General features: G+C 67.2%; 4 protein-coding genes (1 of these 4 cut by a window edge). All 4 read right to left on the bottom strand.

What is annotated here, in order from left to right:
- Tightly spaced (each overlapping or abutting the next), the 4 genes in view from G6N24_RS14010 to fadD26 form a layout consistent with a single transcriptional unit that may run on beyond the window.
- A protein-coding gene (locus tag G6N24_RS14010) for a type I polyketide synthase (protein ID WP_163745516.1) crosses the window boundary here: on the bottom strand, positions 1 to 4834 show its 5' portion. The gene continues 1745 nt to the left of window position 1, outside the view; the window shows 4834 of its 6579 coding nt (coding positions 1-4834); the start codon lies at positions 4832 to 4834; its stop codon lies beyond the left edge, outside the window.
- A complete protein-coding gene (locus G6N24_RS14005; protein WP_163745515.1) occupies positions 4831 to 9447 on the bottom strand; it encodes a type I polyketide synthase in 4617 nt (1538 codons plus the stop codon). The genes G6N24_RS14010 and G6N24_RS14005 overlap by 4 nt, the downstream gene beginning before the upstream one ends.
- A complete protein-coding gene (locus tag G6N24_RS14000) occupies positions 9444 to 15062 on the bottom strand; it encodes a type I polyketide synthase (protein WP_163745514.1) in 5619 nt (1872 codons plus the stop codon). The genes G6N24_RS14005 and G6N24_RS14000 overlap by 4 nt, the downstream gene beginning before the upstream one ends.
- Complete coding sequence (gene fadD26, locus G6N24_RS13995) at positions 15059 to 16822, bottom strand: long-chain-fatty-acid--AMP ligase FAAL26/FadD26 (protein ID WP_085161664.1); 1764 nt, start codon at positions 16820 to 16822, stop codon at positions 15059 to 15061. Before fadD26 ends, G6N24_RS14000 begins: the two co-directional genes overlap by 4 nt.

Genomic DNA, 16822 nt, shown 5'->3' with positions numbered 1-16822 from the left:
CCATGCCGACCCCACCGGTCGCGGCGTGGATGAGCACGCGTTCGCCGGGGGACAGCCGCCCGACCTCGCACAGCGAGTGCCAGGCGGTGAGATACGCGACGCCGAACGTGGCCGCCTCGTGATCGGGCAGCGCGTCGGGGATCGGGACGACGAGATCGGCGATCGTCCCCAGGTGTGTTCCGAATGTGCCGGGGCCGAACGCGATGACGCGCTGTCCGATCTCGACGGAGTCGACGTCGTCGCCGATGGCCGTCACGTAGCCCACGCACTCGCCGCCGATCACCGGCGCGGCGCCGTCGAGCCCCGGATACACGCCCATGGCCTTGAGCACGTCGCTGAAGTTGAGCCCCGCGGCGACGACGCGAACCTCGACCTGATCGCCTCGCGGCTTGCCTCGTTTCACCTCGTGGACGTTGAGGGCGTCCAGTCGCCCGGGTTGGTCGATCCGCAGCCGGACGGCTTTGGTGGCATCCAGATTCACGACCGTGCGGCGAGTCTCGCCGACGAGGTCGCCTTTCGCCGTTGTGGGCGCGGGCACCAGCCGGTTGACATAGCGTTGCCCGTCGCGCAAGGCGATTTCGTCGGCGTCCGAACCGGCGAGCAACTCGTCGGCCAGGGCCGCGAGCGAGCCGGCGCCTTCGGGGTCGATGTCGAGGACCGTGGTCTTTAGCTCCGAATGCTCGAATGTGAGCACCCGCGCGATCCCGCGAAGCTCCGTCTGCGCCAACGTGACCGACTCGGCGGGATCGAGCTGCGCGGCGCCACGGGTGACGATCCACAGCCGTGGGCTCTTTCGGGCGCCCATGCGTGTCACCGTCTTGACAACCTCGGCGATCAGCAGCGTACGCGCGTGTGCCAGGTCTAGTTGCGCGTCATCAGGCAGCGATTCATCGCCCGCTCGGGGCGGACAGACGACGACGATGCCGTCCCACCCGATGTCGGATCGGGTGATCGCGGCGCGCAGCCTGGCTTCGTCGCCGGGAGAGACGAGCTCGACTTCGGCCTCGATCTCGCCCAAGCGGTCACGCAACGCCGACTGCAGCCCGGGTAGCACGGGGTCGCCCGCGGCGAGGTCACCGATCAACAACAGGCCACCCGAAACATCGGCCGCTGTGTGCGTCTTGTCCAGGGGTGCGGGCTCCCACTCCAACGTGAATAGGCGGTCATCGAGTTGCGTTGCGCCGCTGCCGGCCCCAAGCACCGCCATCTCGACCTCGTCGATGACCAGCAGCGGTTGACCATCCGGATCGGTCAGGACGACCTCTCCGACGAGCCTCTCATCGGTTGCGGTCAGTGAGGCAACCGCGCGGACGCCCTGGGTTATGTCGCCGTACACGTGCACGCCGGCGAAACGAACTGGCACCACTAGCGTTTTGCGCGCGGCCTGCCCGCCAGCCAGGTCGGTCGCGGTCCGCGTGGCGCCCAGCGTCTGCAACGCGATGTCCATCATCACCGGGTGCAGCAGGAAGTCGCGCGAACCCGCCCTGGCCGAAGAAGGTAGCCGCACCTGTGCGTGGGCCGCGCCGGATTGCTCGACGGCGAGCCCGACGATGCCCTGAAACGCCGGTCCGTGTTGTTGGCCGGCGCCGCGCAGGCGCTGATAGAGGTCGTCGGGGTCCAGTTCGTCCGCCAGGCCTGTCGGGGTTACCTCGGTTCGCGGTGGCTCGAGGTCCGAGGGCTCGGATGTGCCAGCGCGCGCAACGGTGGCGGTGGCATGGGTGGTCCATGCCGAAGTGCCGCTGCGGGTGCGTATTTCAACCCGGCACCGCTGTTCGTCGCCGGTGAGCGTGGTGACCAGAACCGTGCCTTCGGTGACGTGCAGCATCTGATGAAGGTCGAGCTCGCAGATCATCCAGGGCCGATCTTGCTCGGCTCGCTCGATTGGGAAGGTGTCCGCCGCCGCCGCCAGCGCCACCTCGGCGTAGGCCGCGCCCGGCAGCACTACGAGGTCGTCGATGACGTGATCGCCGAGCCACAGCAGATCCGGGGCGAGCTCGCTTTCCCATACCCGGGTGCCGTTGGTGGGGTCGGTGACACCCGCGCCGAGGAGCGGGTGGGCGCCGGTCCGGTGGTACGCGGCCCCGGAGTACGAAGTGGCGCTGATCCAGTGGTGGGTGTGCTGCCACGGGGTGGTGGGCAGCACGGGATGTGGTTCGGGCGGGTGGGGAGTTTGGGGCGGGCGGGTGGTGTGCGCCGTGTTGAGGTTCGTATGGAACTCGAGGGTGTCGTGAGAGTCGCGTTGCAGGGTGCCGATGCTCAGGTAGTTGCCGGTGTCGTAGGTGCTGGCCAGGGTGTCGGTGATGGAGTGGGTCAGCAGCGGGTGGGCGCTGATCTCGATGAAGGTGTGGTGGCTGCCACCAGCCGCAACGATGGCCTGCCGAAAACGCACCGGGTTACGCATGTTGGTGGCCCAGTGTTCGGCGTCGAAGACGGGGTTGTTGCCGAGGTCTTCGTAGGTGGTGGAGATGATCGGGATGGTCGGTGGCCGCGGGGTCAAATCCGCTAGTTCCGAACGCATCTGGGGTTGCAATGCATCCATCGCTGGGTTATGCGGGGCCACCTCGATGTTGACGCGGCTGGCGAAGCCGCCCTGTTGACGCACCCTGTCGATGAGCACGTCGATCGCTGCCGGCGGCCCGGAGATCACGGACTGGCGCGGAGAGGCGTAGATCCCCAGGCTCACCTGCGGGCAGTCGGCGATCAACGCCTCGGTGGCCGCGGCGTCGAGTTCGAGCAACGCCATCGTGCCCTGCCCGGACAAGGGCGCCATGAGCCGTGCGCGTGTCGCGGTCACCCGTAACCCCTGGGCAGGGGTCAGCGCCCCGGCCACCACCGCGGCGGCCACCTCACCCATCGAGTGACCGATCACCGCGTCGGGTGTCACACCGTAGGAGCGCCACAGCGCGGTCAGCGCCAGCTGCATCCCGATCAGCCCCAGCTGGATCTGTTCGATGCCGACGAGCTGCTTGCCGCCGACGATCACGTCGTGCAGCGAAAAGCCGGCTTGAGCAACGAATTCGGGCTCCAGCTCGGCGATGGCTTGCGCGAACGCCGGCTCGTCGGCCAGTAGTTGGCGCCCCATTCCGGCCCACTGCGATCCTCGTCCCGAGTACACGAACACCGTCCCCGGCCCGATGGAGCCTTCCCGGGGGGCGACCACGCCGGGGGCGGATCGGCCCGCGGCCAGGGCGCGCAATCCCGCCACCGCTTGGGACCGGTCAACGGCCGCCACCGTGGCGAACCTAGGTTGCCGGGCCCGGTGATGGTTGAGGGTGTGCGCGACATCGGCCAGCGGGATTTCGGCGCCGGGGCCTTCCATCCAATCCGCAAGCACCGATGCCGTCGCGGCCACCCGCTGCGCCGTCTTGCCGAACACCACCAAGGTTGACAACGCCGGCGCTGGGCCCCGCTCCGGCCCCTGTCCCGGAACGGCAACAGGATCGGGCGCCTGCTCGATCACCACATGCGCGTTCGTCCCACTGACGCCGAACGACGACACCCCCGCCCGGCGCGGCCGACCGGTGGTCGGCCATGCCATGCCCTCGGCGGCTATGGCCAGCCGAGATGCGGCCTCGCTCGCATGCTCGGTCAACCGGTGGAAGTTGAGGTGCGCCGGAATGTAGCCGTTGCGGACGGCGAGCACGGCCTTCATGAGCCCGGCGACGCCCGCCGCCGCTTCCAGATGACCGAGATTCGTCTTCACCGACCCGATCACCAACGGAGGGGAGCCCTTTCGATCGCTGAAAACCTTGCTCAGCGAATCGAGTTCGATCGGGTCGCCCAGTGGGGTACCGGTGCCGTGAGCCTCGACGTAGTCGATGTCGGCAGGCTCGAGCTTCGACGACGTTAATGCGTTGCGTAGCAACGCCTGTTGCGCCGGACCGTTGGGAACGGTCACTCCGCTGCTGGCACCGTCGGAGTTGACGGCCGAACCGCGCAGCACGGCCAGGATGCGATTGCCGTCGCGCAGCGCGTCATCCAACCGCTTGAGCACCACTATCCCGGCGCCCTCGCTACGCACATACCCGTCGGCGGACGCATCGAACGTCTTGCACTGTCCCTGCGGCGACAGCATCCCCCATCGCGAGCACGCGATGCTCGGACCCGGGCTCAGCAGCAGGTTTGTTCCACCGACCAACGCCGTGTCGCTTTCCCGCCGGCGCAGGCTCTGACATGCCAGGTGCGCCGCCACCAACGACGATGAGCAGGCCGTGTCGATGACTACCGCGGGGCCGCGAGCCCCGAGGATGTAGGCCAGCCGTCCGGCGGCGAAATTCGCCGAGTTTCCGGTCGGGATGTAGGCGTCGAGGTCTTCGGGGCGCAACCGGCCCGCCAGCGTGAGCATGTAGTCGTAGGCGGTGACGCCGACGAATACCGAGGTTTGCGTACCGCGAATGGTATGCGGCGCGACGCCCGCGTCTTCTAGCGCTTCCCAGGCAACTTCAATCAACAACCGCTGTTGCGGGTCCATTGCCGCGGCTTCGCGCGGAGATATCGAGAAGAACTCCGCGTCGAACTCATCGGGCTGCCAGCTGGTGAGGAAGCCGCCTTCGGTGCTGCAAATGGTCCCCGGCACGGTGTGATCGTCCGTGTAGTAGGCGTCGGCATCCCACCGGTCGGCGGGCACCCGAACGATGCCGTTTCGGCCGGCGCACAACAAATCCCAGAACTGTTCCGGGTTGTTGACCCCGCCCGGGAACCGGCACCCCATGCCGATCACCGCGATCGGTTCGGTGCCGGCCTTCTCGGCGATCTCGAGGCGCGCCGTGAGGTCGTCGATCTTGTGCAGCGCCTCGGTGATGATCGCCCGGCGATCAGGTGTCGCGGCGGTCATTGCGATCCTCTTAGTCTTTCCGAAAGTTGTTCCAACAACTCAGCTTCGGTGAGTTGGTCGTAGGCATCGGCGACCGGTTGGTCGTTCGTGGCCTCTGCCGTTTCGAGGAGCTCGGGCAGGACGGTGGCCAAATAGTCGGTAAGACTGTAGACGGTCGGGTAGTCGAAGACGACGGATGCGGGGAGAAACTCGCCGAGGCTCTCGGACAACGCGCGCTGCAGGGTGACGCTCATCAGCGAGTCCATGCCGAGTTGGAAGAAACCGGTCGATGGATCGAGCGTCTCGGTGGCCGGCATTCCCATCACCGTGGCGGCCAGGGCACCGACGTGGTCCAACAACATGTCATGGCGTCGTTCCGGCGGGCATTTGCGCAGCGCTTTGCGGAACTCGCTTTCGGGCATCGGTGCGTCGCCGGGCACGGGCAACAGGTCGTCGACGACGCGCAGCGCCCCGCGCGTCCGGTAGGCGGCGGCCAGCAGCGGCCAATCCGCTGCGACCACAACGGAGTGCACGGCGGCATCCGGACTCATTGCTGATCGCAGTGCGCGGATCGCTACGTCGTCAGCCATGGGCTGTAGTCCGGATTCGGTGCTCACTTGGCTCGCGTCTTGTTGCGCGTCGGCCAAGGATTTCCACAATCCCCACGCGACGACAGTGGCCGGCAGCCCCATCAGGCGACGGGCATGGCCAAGGGTGTCCAGGAAGGCGCTGGTCGCCGTGTAGTGGGCCAGCCACCGCGAACCGATGAGACCCGAGATCGAGGAGAACGAAACGAACTGCCGCACCGGGTGTTTCAGTGACAACCGGTGGATTAGCCGGGCGACGTCCAGTTTGGGCCGGAACATCGCGGCCACGTCGTCGTCGGTCATGTCCCCGAGCGTCACTGGCTGGCCGGCGAAGGCCGCCAGGTAGATTCCCTCCAGCGGTGGCAGGTCCGCCCCAAACCGGTCGAACAGCGCGGTCATCGCGACCGGGTCGGATGCATCCGCGGCGACCTGGATGAGGTTTGTCCCGGTTGATTCCAGGCTTTCGGCTAGGTCCGCCAGCCGGCTGCCAGGAGTGCGGGACACCGCGACGACGGTCTTTGCGCCCATATCCGCGAGTTGGTGGATCAGCTGCGGCCCGATATTTCCGGTCGCCCCGATGACGAGGTGGCTGGTGTCGTCACCCAGCGTGACCGGCGACGTCGTCGCAGGCGCGGTCCGTCTCTGCAGCCGGGGCGCACGGCGCAAACCTGTGCGGTAGACGACCTGGTCCTCCCCGTCGCTGCTGGCGGCTTCGTTCAGTACGTACCGCGCGATCAGCTCGGCGGGCGTCGTCTCGTCGAGATCGATTAACCCGCCCCAGATTTCGGGATGTTCCAGTGCCAGCGAGCGGCCCAGGCCCCACAGCACCGCGTGGACGGGGTTGGCCCGATCGCCGTCGGCAACCGGCTGCGCATTGCGGGTCACGATGAACAGCTTCGGTGGCGAGCCGCTCGCGACCATCGCGGCGGCAAGCCTTCGTGTTGCGTGGAATAGCTGGTAGGCCGCCGCAACATCGAGGAATTCCCCGGAGGGGGGTGGCGCGTAGAGCACGTTGTCCACACCGCGGAGCGCGTCGAGCAGCGTGGACGGATCGCCATCGTGGGCTAGCGCCGTCGGTGCGAGGAGGTCCACCCGGGACGCGCCCACGGCATGGGCCAGTTCGGCGGCGAGCCCGGTGTCTGCCAGCACGAGCCAGCTTTCGGTGCTGGGTGTGGCGATGCCGGGGGCCGGGCGGATAGGCCAGGCCAGCTGGTAGCACCAGTCTTCGAGCGCGTCGCCGCCGGGTCCGGAGTTCCATTGCCCTCCTACCGCAGCCCCGTTACGGTCCGGGCGTTGCAGCGCTGCCGCGCTGGCGGCGGGTGTGGTGATCCAGTGGCGGGTGTGTTGCCAGGGGGTGGTGGGGATGGGTGGGTGTGGTTCGGGGGTGCGGGTGTGCGGTGGGTGGGTGGTGTGGACGGTGTTGAGGTTGGTGCGGAAGGTGATGGTGTCGTCGGTGTCGCGGTGCAGGGTGCCGATGGTGGTGTATCGGGTTCCGTGCTGGGCGGTGTGCAGGGTGTCGGTGATGGCCTGGGTCAGCAGCGGGTGGGCGCTGATTTCGATGAAGGTGTGGTAGGGGCGGTCCCCGCCCCGAACGGTGCGGGCGATGGCCTGCTGGAAGTGCACCGGGTTGCGCATGTTGGTGGCCCAGTGCTCGGCGTCGAAGACCGGGTTGGTGTCCAGATCCTGGTAGGTGGTGGAGATGATCGGGATCGTCGGGTTTCGCGGGGTCAAATCCGCTAATTCCGCACGCATCTGGGGCGCCAGCGCATCCATCGCCGGATTGTGCGGGGCCACCTCGATGTTGACCCGGCTGGCGAACCGATTCTGCGCGCGCACCCGGGTGATCAACTCATCGATCTGGTCGGTGGGTCCGGCGATCACGGTCTGCCGCGGCGAGTTGTAGATCCCCAACGTCACCTGCGGGTGGTCGGTGATCAACGCCTCGGTCGCCGCCGCGTCGAGTTCCAGCAGTGCCATGCCGCCCTGCCCGGACAGCGGGGCCATCAGCCGCGACCGGGTCGCGGTCACCCGCAATCCCTCGGCCGGGGTGAGCGCTCCAGCCACCACGGCGGCGGCCACCTCACCCATGGAGTGGCCGATCACCAGGTCGGGTGTCACGCCGTGGGAGCGCCACAGCGCGGTCAGCGCCAGCTGCATGCCGATCAGGCCCAGCTGGATCTGCTCGATGCCGGCCAGTTCCTTGCCTTCGGCGATCACGTCGCGCAGCGAGAACCCGGCCTGCTCGACAAACACGGGTTCCAGCTCGGCCAAGGCGGCGGCGAAAGCCGGTTCGTCGGCCAGCAATTGGCGGCCCATCCCGGCCCATTGGGATCCGCGCCCGGAATAGACGAACACCGTGCCCGGCCCGTGAGAGCCGTCGGATGGGCCGGGGTGCGGGCCCACCACGCCCGGGGCGAGCTGGCCGGCGGCCAGCGCGCGCAATCCCGCCACCGCCTGGGCGCGGTCGCGGGCAACCACGGTGCCGAACTTGGCGTGCCGGGCCCGGTGGTGGTTGACGGTGTGGGCCACGTCGGCCAACGCCACCTCGGCGCCCGGCCCCTCCATCCAGTCGGCCAGCACACCGGCCGTGGCGGCCACCCGCTGCGGGGTCTTGCCCGCCACTATCAACGTCGACACTTCGTGGTCAGCAGCTCGCGCGGGCGCCGGGGCCACCTCCTGACCCTGCTCGATCACCACGTGCGCGTTCGTCCCACCCAATCCGAACGACGACACCGCCGCACGCCGGGGCCCCTCCGCGGTCGGCCAGGCCACGTTTTCGGTGGGAACGAAGAACCTGGTCGAGGCGGCATCGATGGCTGGATTCCATTGCGAGAAGTGCAGATTCGGCGGGATCGTGGACCGTTGTACCGCCAGCGCCGCCTTGATGAAGCCCGCGATCCCGGCCGCCGCCTCGGTGTGGCCGATATTGGTCTTCACGGCCCCCAGTGCACACGGGCTGTCGCCTCGGCCATAGGTGGCGGCCAGCGCCTCGAACTCGATCGGATCGCCCAGCACGGTGCCGGTTCCGTGCGCTTCGACGTAGTTCACGGTTTCGGGCGCAACATCGCTGGATCGCAGCGCATCGGCGATCACGTCGCACTGCGCGGCCGTATTCGGCGCGGTGACACCATTGGAACGACCATCCTGGTTGACCGCCGACCCGCGCACCACCGCTAGCACCCGGTCGCCGTCGCGCACCGCGTCGGTCAACCGCTTGAGCACCACCACACCGGCGCCCTCGCCCCGCACAAACCCGTCCGCCGCCGCGTCGAACGTGGCGCACCGGCCCTGCGGGGAGAGCAATCCCCATGCGGAAATCGCGATTTGGGTCTCTGGGCGGAGGGTGACGCTTACTCCGCCGGCCAGAGCCAGGTCCGTTTCCCGCAGGCGCAAACTTTGGCAGGCGAGATGCACCGCTACCAGCGATGACGAACACGCGGTGTCCACCGCCACCGACGGACCGCGCAGCCCCAACAGGTAGGAGATCCGGCCGACCGTGATGCTGTGGGCGTTTCCCGTGCCACTGTAGGCGTCCACATTCTCCAGGCTTGCCGCCAACATCGATTGGTATTCGTTGAAGTAGACGCCCATCATGACGCCGGTCCGGGTGCCGCCGAGGGAATCCGGTGGAATGCCGGCATGTTCGAGGGCTTCCCAGGCAACCTCCAGCAGCATCCGCTGCTGGGGGTCCATCGCCGCGGCCTCGCGCGGGGCGATGCCGAAGAACTCGGCGTCGAATCCTGCGATGTCGGGTACGAAACCGCCCCATTTCGTCGTCATCCTCCCCGGCGTCAGAGGGTCGGGGTGGTAGAAGTCCTCCGCGTCCCATCGATCGGACGGTATCCGCGAGATCGCATCGCGGCCTTCGACCAGCAAGTCCCAGAAGCTTTCCGGCCCGCTGACTTCGCCCGGAAAGCGGCAACCGATCCCCACCACCGCAATCGGCTCCGCCACCGCGATGCGCGAGATCTTGTCGAACTCGTCGGCCAGGGCGGCGCGTTGCTGCGCGGTCATGGCGGAGATTCGGCTGAATGCGGTGCGCATCACGAGGACCTGTCGGCGTCGGTCGGCGTCGATTCGATGCGGTCGAACAGGCTGTCCAACACACTACCCGCCGATGCGGACAACGCGGCCATCTTGTCGTCGCCTGAATTATTCTGCGGCGCAACGATTTTAGCGAGATATCCGGCCAGCGACGCAACGGTGGGATGATTGAACAGCATGGTGGCCGACAACTCTATCCCCACGAACTGCTCAGCTTCACGCCGAATCGCCATCGCCATAAGGGAGTTGAGTCCCAGCTCGGCGAACGGCCGGTTGGTCTCCAGGTCTGCCTCCGGCAGCCGGAGCTCGGCGGCGATGATGGTCCTTAGCCCATTTTCGAGTGCATCGCGAACATCGGTGGGCGACATCTGTGACCAATTGCGGGCCGGGACCAGACAGGTAGCCGCGGCGCCGGACCCGCGGGACCCGTCGGCGCCGGTCGCCGTCGGCACCGGCACCACAACCGCCTGCGCGACGTCGAAGCCGTGGGCGTACTCCCAAGCGGTGAAGGCCTCCGCGGGCGTGATCTCCCGTGAACCCATCCGCCGCAGCTCTTGGCTGACGATCCGGGCGTCCGCGCCGAATCCGAGTCCACGCCAGGCCACCCAGTCGAGGCTCATGCTGTGGCAGCCCTGTTGCCGGCGAAACCGGGCCAACGCGTCGAGGTAGGAATTGGCGGCGGCGTAGGAACCCTGTCCCGGGATGCCGAATATCCCCGCGGCCGATGCGGTCAAAAAGAAGAAGTCCACGCTGCCGGGTGGAAATGCCTCGTGCAGCGCCTGGCAGCCGCCGATCTTGGGCCACACAACCTGCCGCGCGGCATCGTCGGTCATGTTCGTCACGAGTTGATCGTTGATGACGCCTGCCGCATGGATGATCCCGCGGATGGGTGCCGCTCCTTCACGATCTCGCTTGGCCAGCAGGGCGTGCACGTCCTCGCGGCATCCCATGTCGGCGGCGACGGCTTCGACGGTCACGCCGCGCGTCTCCAGTGCGCGGATGGCATCGATCTTCTGCCGCAGGTCGGCGCCGATGGTGTCGAGGTCCCAATCCCGCCTGCGCGGCAACGGAGTGCGGCCCGTCAGCACCACGCGGCGAGCGCCGCGGTCCGCGAGCCAACCGGCCATCAGCAGGCCCAGTGCGCCCATTCCACCGGTGATGAGGTAGGCGGCATCGGGCCTGCATTGCAAGGGCTTACGAATTGCCTCGCCGCGCAGCGGCGCCAAGGACGGGGCGAGAACCATCCCGTCGCGCAGCACCAAGATCGATTTGCTCGGTGTTGCAAACAGATTGGCAAGCGCCGCGGCGACGTCGCCGAGATCAGCGTCGGCGACGAGATCGACCAGTCCGCCCCACAGGTCGGGATGCTCAGCGGCGATGACACCGGCAAGCCCCCACAAGAAGCTCTGACGCAGCGCGGACGGTTGCGCCGCTTCGTGGACTCCGCGCGTGACGATCCACAGCGCCGCCGGGTTGTCGGCGTCGCGCGCCGCCAAGGTCCGCACCAGGTCGGCCACCTCGGCCGCGGTCCGCACGGCAAAGTCGACGTCGGTCTCCTGGGCGCCCGATAACTGCGAATTCGCGACGTAAAGCACGTAACGCGCTTCGGAAACCGCGGCCGGCGCGTAGCCGGCATGTTCGAGGCGCGCTCCCAACAGGGTGCCACCAGCGTCATGACCGATCACTGCGATGGGACCGGTAACCGTGAGCGCCTGACCATCCTCCAGCGCGGGCCGCGGTTGCCAGTCGATCGTGTGCACGAACTTCGTTGCGTCGGCGTGCGATTCGACCAGGCCGCCCGATCCGTCGGCTTGTCCGTCGCCGAGGTCCAGTGCCCGGTACCGAAGGGAGCGCATCGAGAGGCCGGTCGCACCGCCCCGGCCGGCGATGGTCACATCGACGGTGACCTCGTCGCCGCCACGGGCGGTGGGGCTCACCGATATCGAGGCTCTCGGTTCGGTGACGGTGCCGGTGAGCGACAGTTGCTCGATGCTTGCCGGCACATAAAGACGCGAATCGCTGATATCCGCCAGGGCGGCGACGTGCACCGCGGCGTCCAGTAGCGGCGCCGCCGAGCCCTCCGGGAGTGACTCCGGGAGGGCGATCACGGCGTCGAGGCCGCTCGACGTTGCTGTCCATGAATCCACCGACCATGTGAAGGGCAGGCCGTCCACCCCACGCACGGCGAGCAGGCCGGCAATGTCTGGAACCGGGTCTGAAACCGGCCCCGAAATCGGGTCGCACTGACCATTCGTGTGATTGTGCCCGCTGGCTTTATGCCGGTCGTTCGAAAGTTGGGCGGTCACATGTCGTGTCCAGGGGTCCGCGGTCGCGTCCGCAGCCGGAGCCGAGGCCAGGCTGATCGATTCGCCGTTGGCCACCACCTGGATATGGCGTGGCTGGTCGACAAAGATCGGCTGCGCGAGGCGGATTCCGGATAACCCGGAGAAGCCCAATTCGGCTGCCGCGGAAAGGATTGTGTGCAGCACGACCGATGCCGGGACCACCTCGACCCCATGAAATCGGTGCCGGCCGGGATATGGCTTGGCCTCCGGCGTCAGCCTCGCTTGCCACAGGTGGGTGGGCGGAGTCTCGGCAGTTGGGGCCACCGTTGTGTGGTGGCCGAGCAGTGTGCCCGCACGGGGTGCCGATCCGACAGCGATGGCCGCACGTTTGGGAGCGATCCAGTGGCGGGTGTGTTGCCAGGGGGTGGTGGGGATGGGTGGGTGTGGTTCGGGGGGGTGCGGGGTGTGCGGTGGGTGGGTGGTGTGGACGGTGTTGAGGTTGGTGCGGAAGGTGATGGTGTCGTCGGTGTCGCGGTGCAGGGTGCCGATGGTGGTGTATCGGGTTCCGTGCTGGGCGGTGTGCAGGGTGTCGGTGATGGCCTGGGTCAGCAGCGGGTGGGCGCTGATTTCGATGAAGGTGTGGTAGGGGCGGTCCCCGCCCCGAACGGTGCGGGCGATGGCCTGCTGGAAGTGCACCGGGTTGCGCATGTTGGTGGCCCAGTGCTCGGCGTCGAAGACCGGGTTGGTGTCCAGATCCTGGTAGGTGGTGGAGATGATCGGGATCGTCGGGTTTCGCGGGGTCAAATCCGCTAATTCCGCACGCATCTGGGGCGCCAGCGCATCCATCGCCGGATTGTGCGGGGCCACCTCGATGTTGACCCGGCTGGCGAACCGATTCTGCGCGCGCACCCGGGTGATCAACTCATCGATCTGGTCGGTGGGTCCGGCGATCACGGTCTGGCGCGGCGAGTTGTAGATCCCCAACGTCACCTGCGGGTGGTCGGTGATCAACGCCTCGGTCGCCGCCGCGTCGAGTTCCAGCAGTGCCATGCCGCCCTGCCCGGACAGCGGGGCCATCAGCCGCGACCGGGTCGCGGTCACCCGCAATCCCTCGGCCGGGGTGAGCGCTCCAGCCACCACGGCGGCGGCCACCTCACCCATGGAGTGGCCGATCACCAGGTCGGGTGTCACGCCGTGGGAGCGCCACAGCGCGGTCAGCGCCAGCTGCATGCCGATCAGGCCCAGCTGGATCTGCTCGATGCCGGCCAGTTCCTTGCCTTCGGCGATCACGTCGCGCAGCGAGAACCCGGCCTGCTCGACAAACACGGGTTCCAGCTCGGCCAAGGCGGCGGCGAAAGCCGGTTCGTCGGCCAGCAATTGGCGGCCCATCCCGGCCCATTGGGATCCGCGCCCGGAATAGACGAACACCGTGCCCGGCCCGTGAGAGCCGTCGGATGGGCCGGGGTGCGGGCCCACCACGCCGGGGGCGAGCTGGCCGGCGGCCAGCGCGCGCAATCCCGCCACCGCCTGGGCGCGGTCGCGGGCAACCACGGTGCCGAACTTGGCGTGCCGGGCCCGGTGGTGGTTGACGGTGTGGGCCACGTCGGCCAACGCCACCTCGGCGCCCGGCCCCTCCATCCAGTCGGCCAGCACACCGGCCGTGGCGGCCACCCGCTGCGGGGTCTTGCCCGCCACTATCAACGTCGACACTTCGTGGTCAGCAGCTCGCGTGGGCGCCGGGGCCACCTCTTGACCCTGCTCGATCACCACGTGCGCGTTCGTCCCACCGAATCCGAACGACGACACCCCAGCGCGGCGGGGATGCCCGGTCGCCGGCCAATCCGTTTGTTCGTCAACGACTTTCATCCGGAGGTCGGCGAAAGGAATGTGCGGGTTCGGGCTCTCGAATCGTTGGTTCGGCGGAATCTCGCCACGCTGCACCGCCAGCACTGTCTTGATGAAGCCCGCGATCCCGGCCGCCGCCTCGGTATGACCGAGGTTGGTCTTGATGGCGCCGATGAGCAGGGGAGAATCCTCGGGACGTCCGCGACCGAGCACCGTGCCGAGGGCGCGCGCTTCGATGGGGTCGCCCAGCAGTGTTCCGGTCCCATGAGTTTCGACATAGTCGACCTCGTTCGGCTGCATCCCCGCATTGGCGTAGGCCGCGCGCAGCACCGCCATTTGGGCCGCCGGATTGGGCGCCATCAGCCCGTTGGAGCGACCGTCTTGGTTGACCGCCGAGCCGCAGATCACCGCCAGCACCCGGTCCCCGTCGCGTTGCGCGTCGGTCAACCGCTTGAGCACCACCACGCCGGCGCCCTCACCGCGCACAAACCCGTCGGCCGCCGCGTCGAACGCGCGGCATCGCCCCGTGGGCGACAACGCGCCGACTTGGTCGAAACCGCGAAAAACGCCAGGGGACAACAGCAAGTTCACTCCAGCCGCGATGGCCAGCTGGGAGTCCTGGGTTCGAAGGCTCTGGCAGGCCAGGTGTATCGCAACCAACGACGACGAACATGCGGTGTCCACCGCCACGGAGGGACCACGCAGGTCCAGGAAGTAGGAGAGGCGATTCGCGATGATACTTTGCGCGCCACCGGTGTTGGTCCATCCGTCGATCTCGCCGATATCGGTGGAAGCAATGGCCCCGTATTCGCTTGCGCACGACCCGGCGAACACCCCGGTCTGTGACCTGCGCAGCGAGGTGGGGGGAATCCCCGCATGTTCCAACGCCTCCCAGGCGACTTCCAGCAGCAGGCGTTGCTGCGGGTCCATCTTGGCCGCTTCGCTGGGCGAGATCTCGAAGAATTCGGCGTCGAAGGCGGCGACATCGGGTAGGAAGGAACCCCATTTCGTCGTGCGCGCCAGCGAGGCCGCCGTCTCGGGTGAGCCGTCGTCGAACGGCTGCCACCGTTCCGGGGGAACCTCCGCGATCGAAGAACGGCGCTCACAGAGGAACTGCCACAACGCTTCTGGCCCAGTTATCCCCCCTGGGAAGCGGCATCCCATTCCGATGACGGCGATCGGCTCTTCGAGGGAGGTGCGCGCCGGGCGCCGCCGCGACGGGTCCGATTCAAGGTCAGGCTCGGGCGCGGTGAGGTATGCGGCCAGACTGTTGATCGTCGGGTGTTCCCAGAAGTCGATCGGGGATACGGCCTTGCCCAACAATTCCGTCAATTCCCCGGACAACACAACCGCGTCGCGGGACGACACACCGAGGTCGGCCAGTGAGAGATCGGGGTCGACCTCGTCGGGTGTGCAGCCGATAGTGGTTACCAGGTAGTCGACAAGCCAATGGCGAAGGTCGGCTTCACCACTGATACTCGCCGTCATACGGCCACGTCCAACCGCTTGAATCCGTCGCTCCGATACCGCTCGACGCAGGCTGACCGCCGGATTTTGCCGCTCGTGGTGATGGGAATCGAACCGGGTGACACCAGAACAAGATCGGCGACACGCAGACTGTGCGACCTCGATATCGCCGAGGTGACTTCACGCTTCACCGAACGGAGCTTGAGCATGGCGTCTTCGGCGGAAGTCCCGCGTCTCTTTAGTTCGATGATCGCCACCAACTGCTCGGTGATGTCATCCGGCACGGCTATTGCCGCGACACGGCCCCCGGTGATTTCCTGGATCGTCGCCTCGATGTCGTCGGGATAGTGGTTGCGCCCATCGACGATGAGAAGGTCTTTGATGCGGCCCATGATGAACAGTTCGCCGCCTGCCAACACGCCCAAGTCGCCGGTCCGCAGCCACGGTCCCTCCGGGGTTCCGGGCGCGGGATTGACGATCTTCGCGTTGAACGTGCGGGTGGTTTGCTCGGGCTTACGCCAATATCCCATGGCCACGTGGTCGCCATGTACCCAGATCTCGCCGACCGTTCCCGGTGGATTCTCGATCAGGGTCTCCGGGTCGACGATCCGCACCGACGTGGGGTCGGGCGAACCGTAGCTGATGAGTTCGGTGCCGACCGTCCCTTCGGTTCCGCCGGGCGTAGCCCGACCGGCCGTCAGGTGCTCGTAGTCGAAACGGACTGTCTTGGGTTCGGTGCCGGCTTCGGGAGCCGCCACGAAAAGGGTCGCTTCCGCGAGGCCATACGAGGGCCGTATTGCCGTTGGGCTCAGGTTGAAACGAGCGAAGCGCTCGGTGAACCGCTTCACCGTTGCGACGTGGATTCGTTCGCTGCCGCTGACGATTCCCACCACGTTGCCCAGGTCCAGCCCGGCCATGTCGTCGTCGGATGTCCTGCGCACGGCCAAGTCGAAGGCAAAATTCGGTGCCGCGGAAAAGCAGCGGCCACTGGTGGCAAGCAGTCGCATCCAGCTGGCCGGGCGCCGTAAAAATGACATCGGGCTCATCAACACCGCGCTGCGTCCGGCCACCATTGGTGCGCATATGCCGAGAATCAGCCCCATGTCGTGGTACAAGGGCAGCCACGAGACCACAGTCCCGGTTGGAAGCTTTGCCGGATCCCCAAAATAGCCATACAGGCTTTGCGTCACGTTGGCGATTACGTTCTTGTGCGACACGACGACACCGGCCGGCGTGCGCGTGGATCCGGACGTGTACTGAAGATAGGCCGCGCCGGAAGAGAATTGGTGTTTCGGATGGTGTTTCCGAGGCAGCTGCCGCGGCGAATCTAGATCGAGCAGATCCACCTCGATCACGAAGGGGGCCGGCTGGCCGTCGTGCGCGCACGCATACTTCGTCACGTCGCCCACCACAGCGGACGTCGTGAGAATGGCGACCGGCCCGGAATCCCGCAGCACCGCGGAAACGCGGTCGTCGTGAATGCCGTATTGCGGAGTTGACAACGGCACCGCGATGAAACCAGCTTCGAGCGCCCCGAGGAAGGCCATGACGTATTCCAGCCCCTGCGGCGCCAGTATCGCCACCCGATCGCCGGGCGAGCCGCACAATTTGAGCTCTTCAGCAATGACGCATGCACCGGCATAAACCTGTGACCAGGTGAGACTCTCAGCAAACCCTTTTGGGTCCTGTCCATAGTCTATATAGGTAAACGCAGCGGCATCCGGCTGTTGGTCAGCCCGCTCCTCTAGCAAAGCGGGGATGGAAGAGTCGGTCACCGGCAT

The organism is Mycobacterium lacus (assembly GCF_010731535.1).
GTDB classification, from domain to species: domain Bacteria; phylum Actinomycetota; class Actinomycetes; order Mycobacteriales; family Mycobacteriaceae; genus Mycobacterium; species Mycobacterium lacus.
This window is presented reverse-complemented; position numbering and strand designations above follow the sequence as displayed.

Coding starts and splice junctions, on each gene's coding strand:
- G6N24_RS14000 (WP_163745514.1), bottom strand. CDS start 15,062: ATGACGGCGAGTATCAGTGGTGAAGCCGACCTTCGCCATTGGCTTGTC.
- fadD26 (WP_085161664.1), bottom strand. CDS start 16,822: ATGCCGGTGACCGACTCTTCCATCCCCGCTTTGCTAGAGGAGCGGGCT.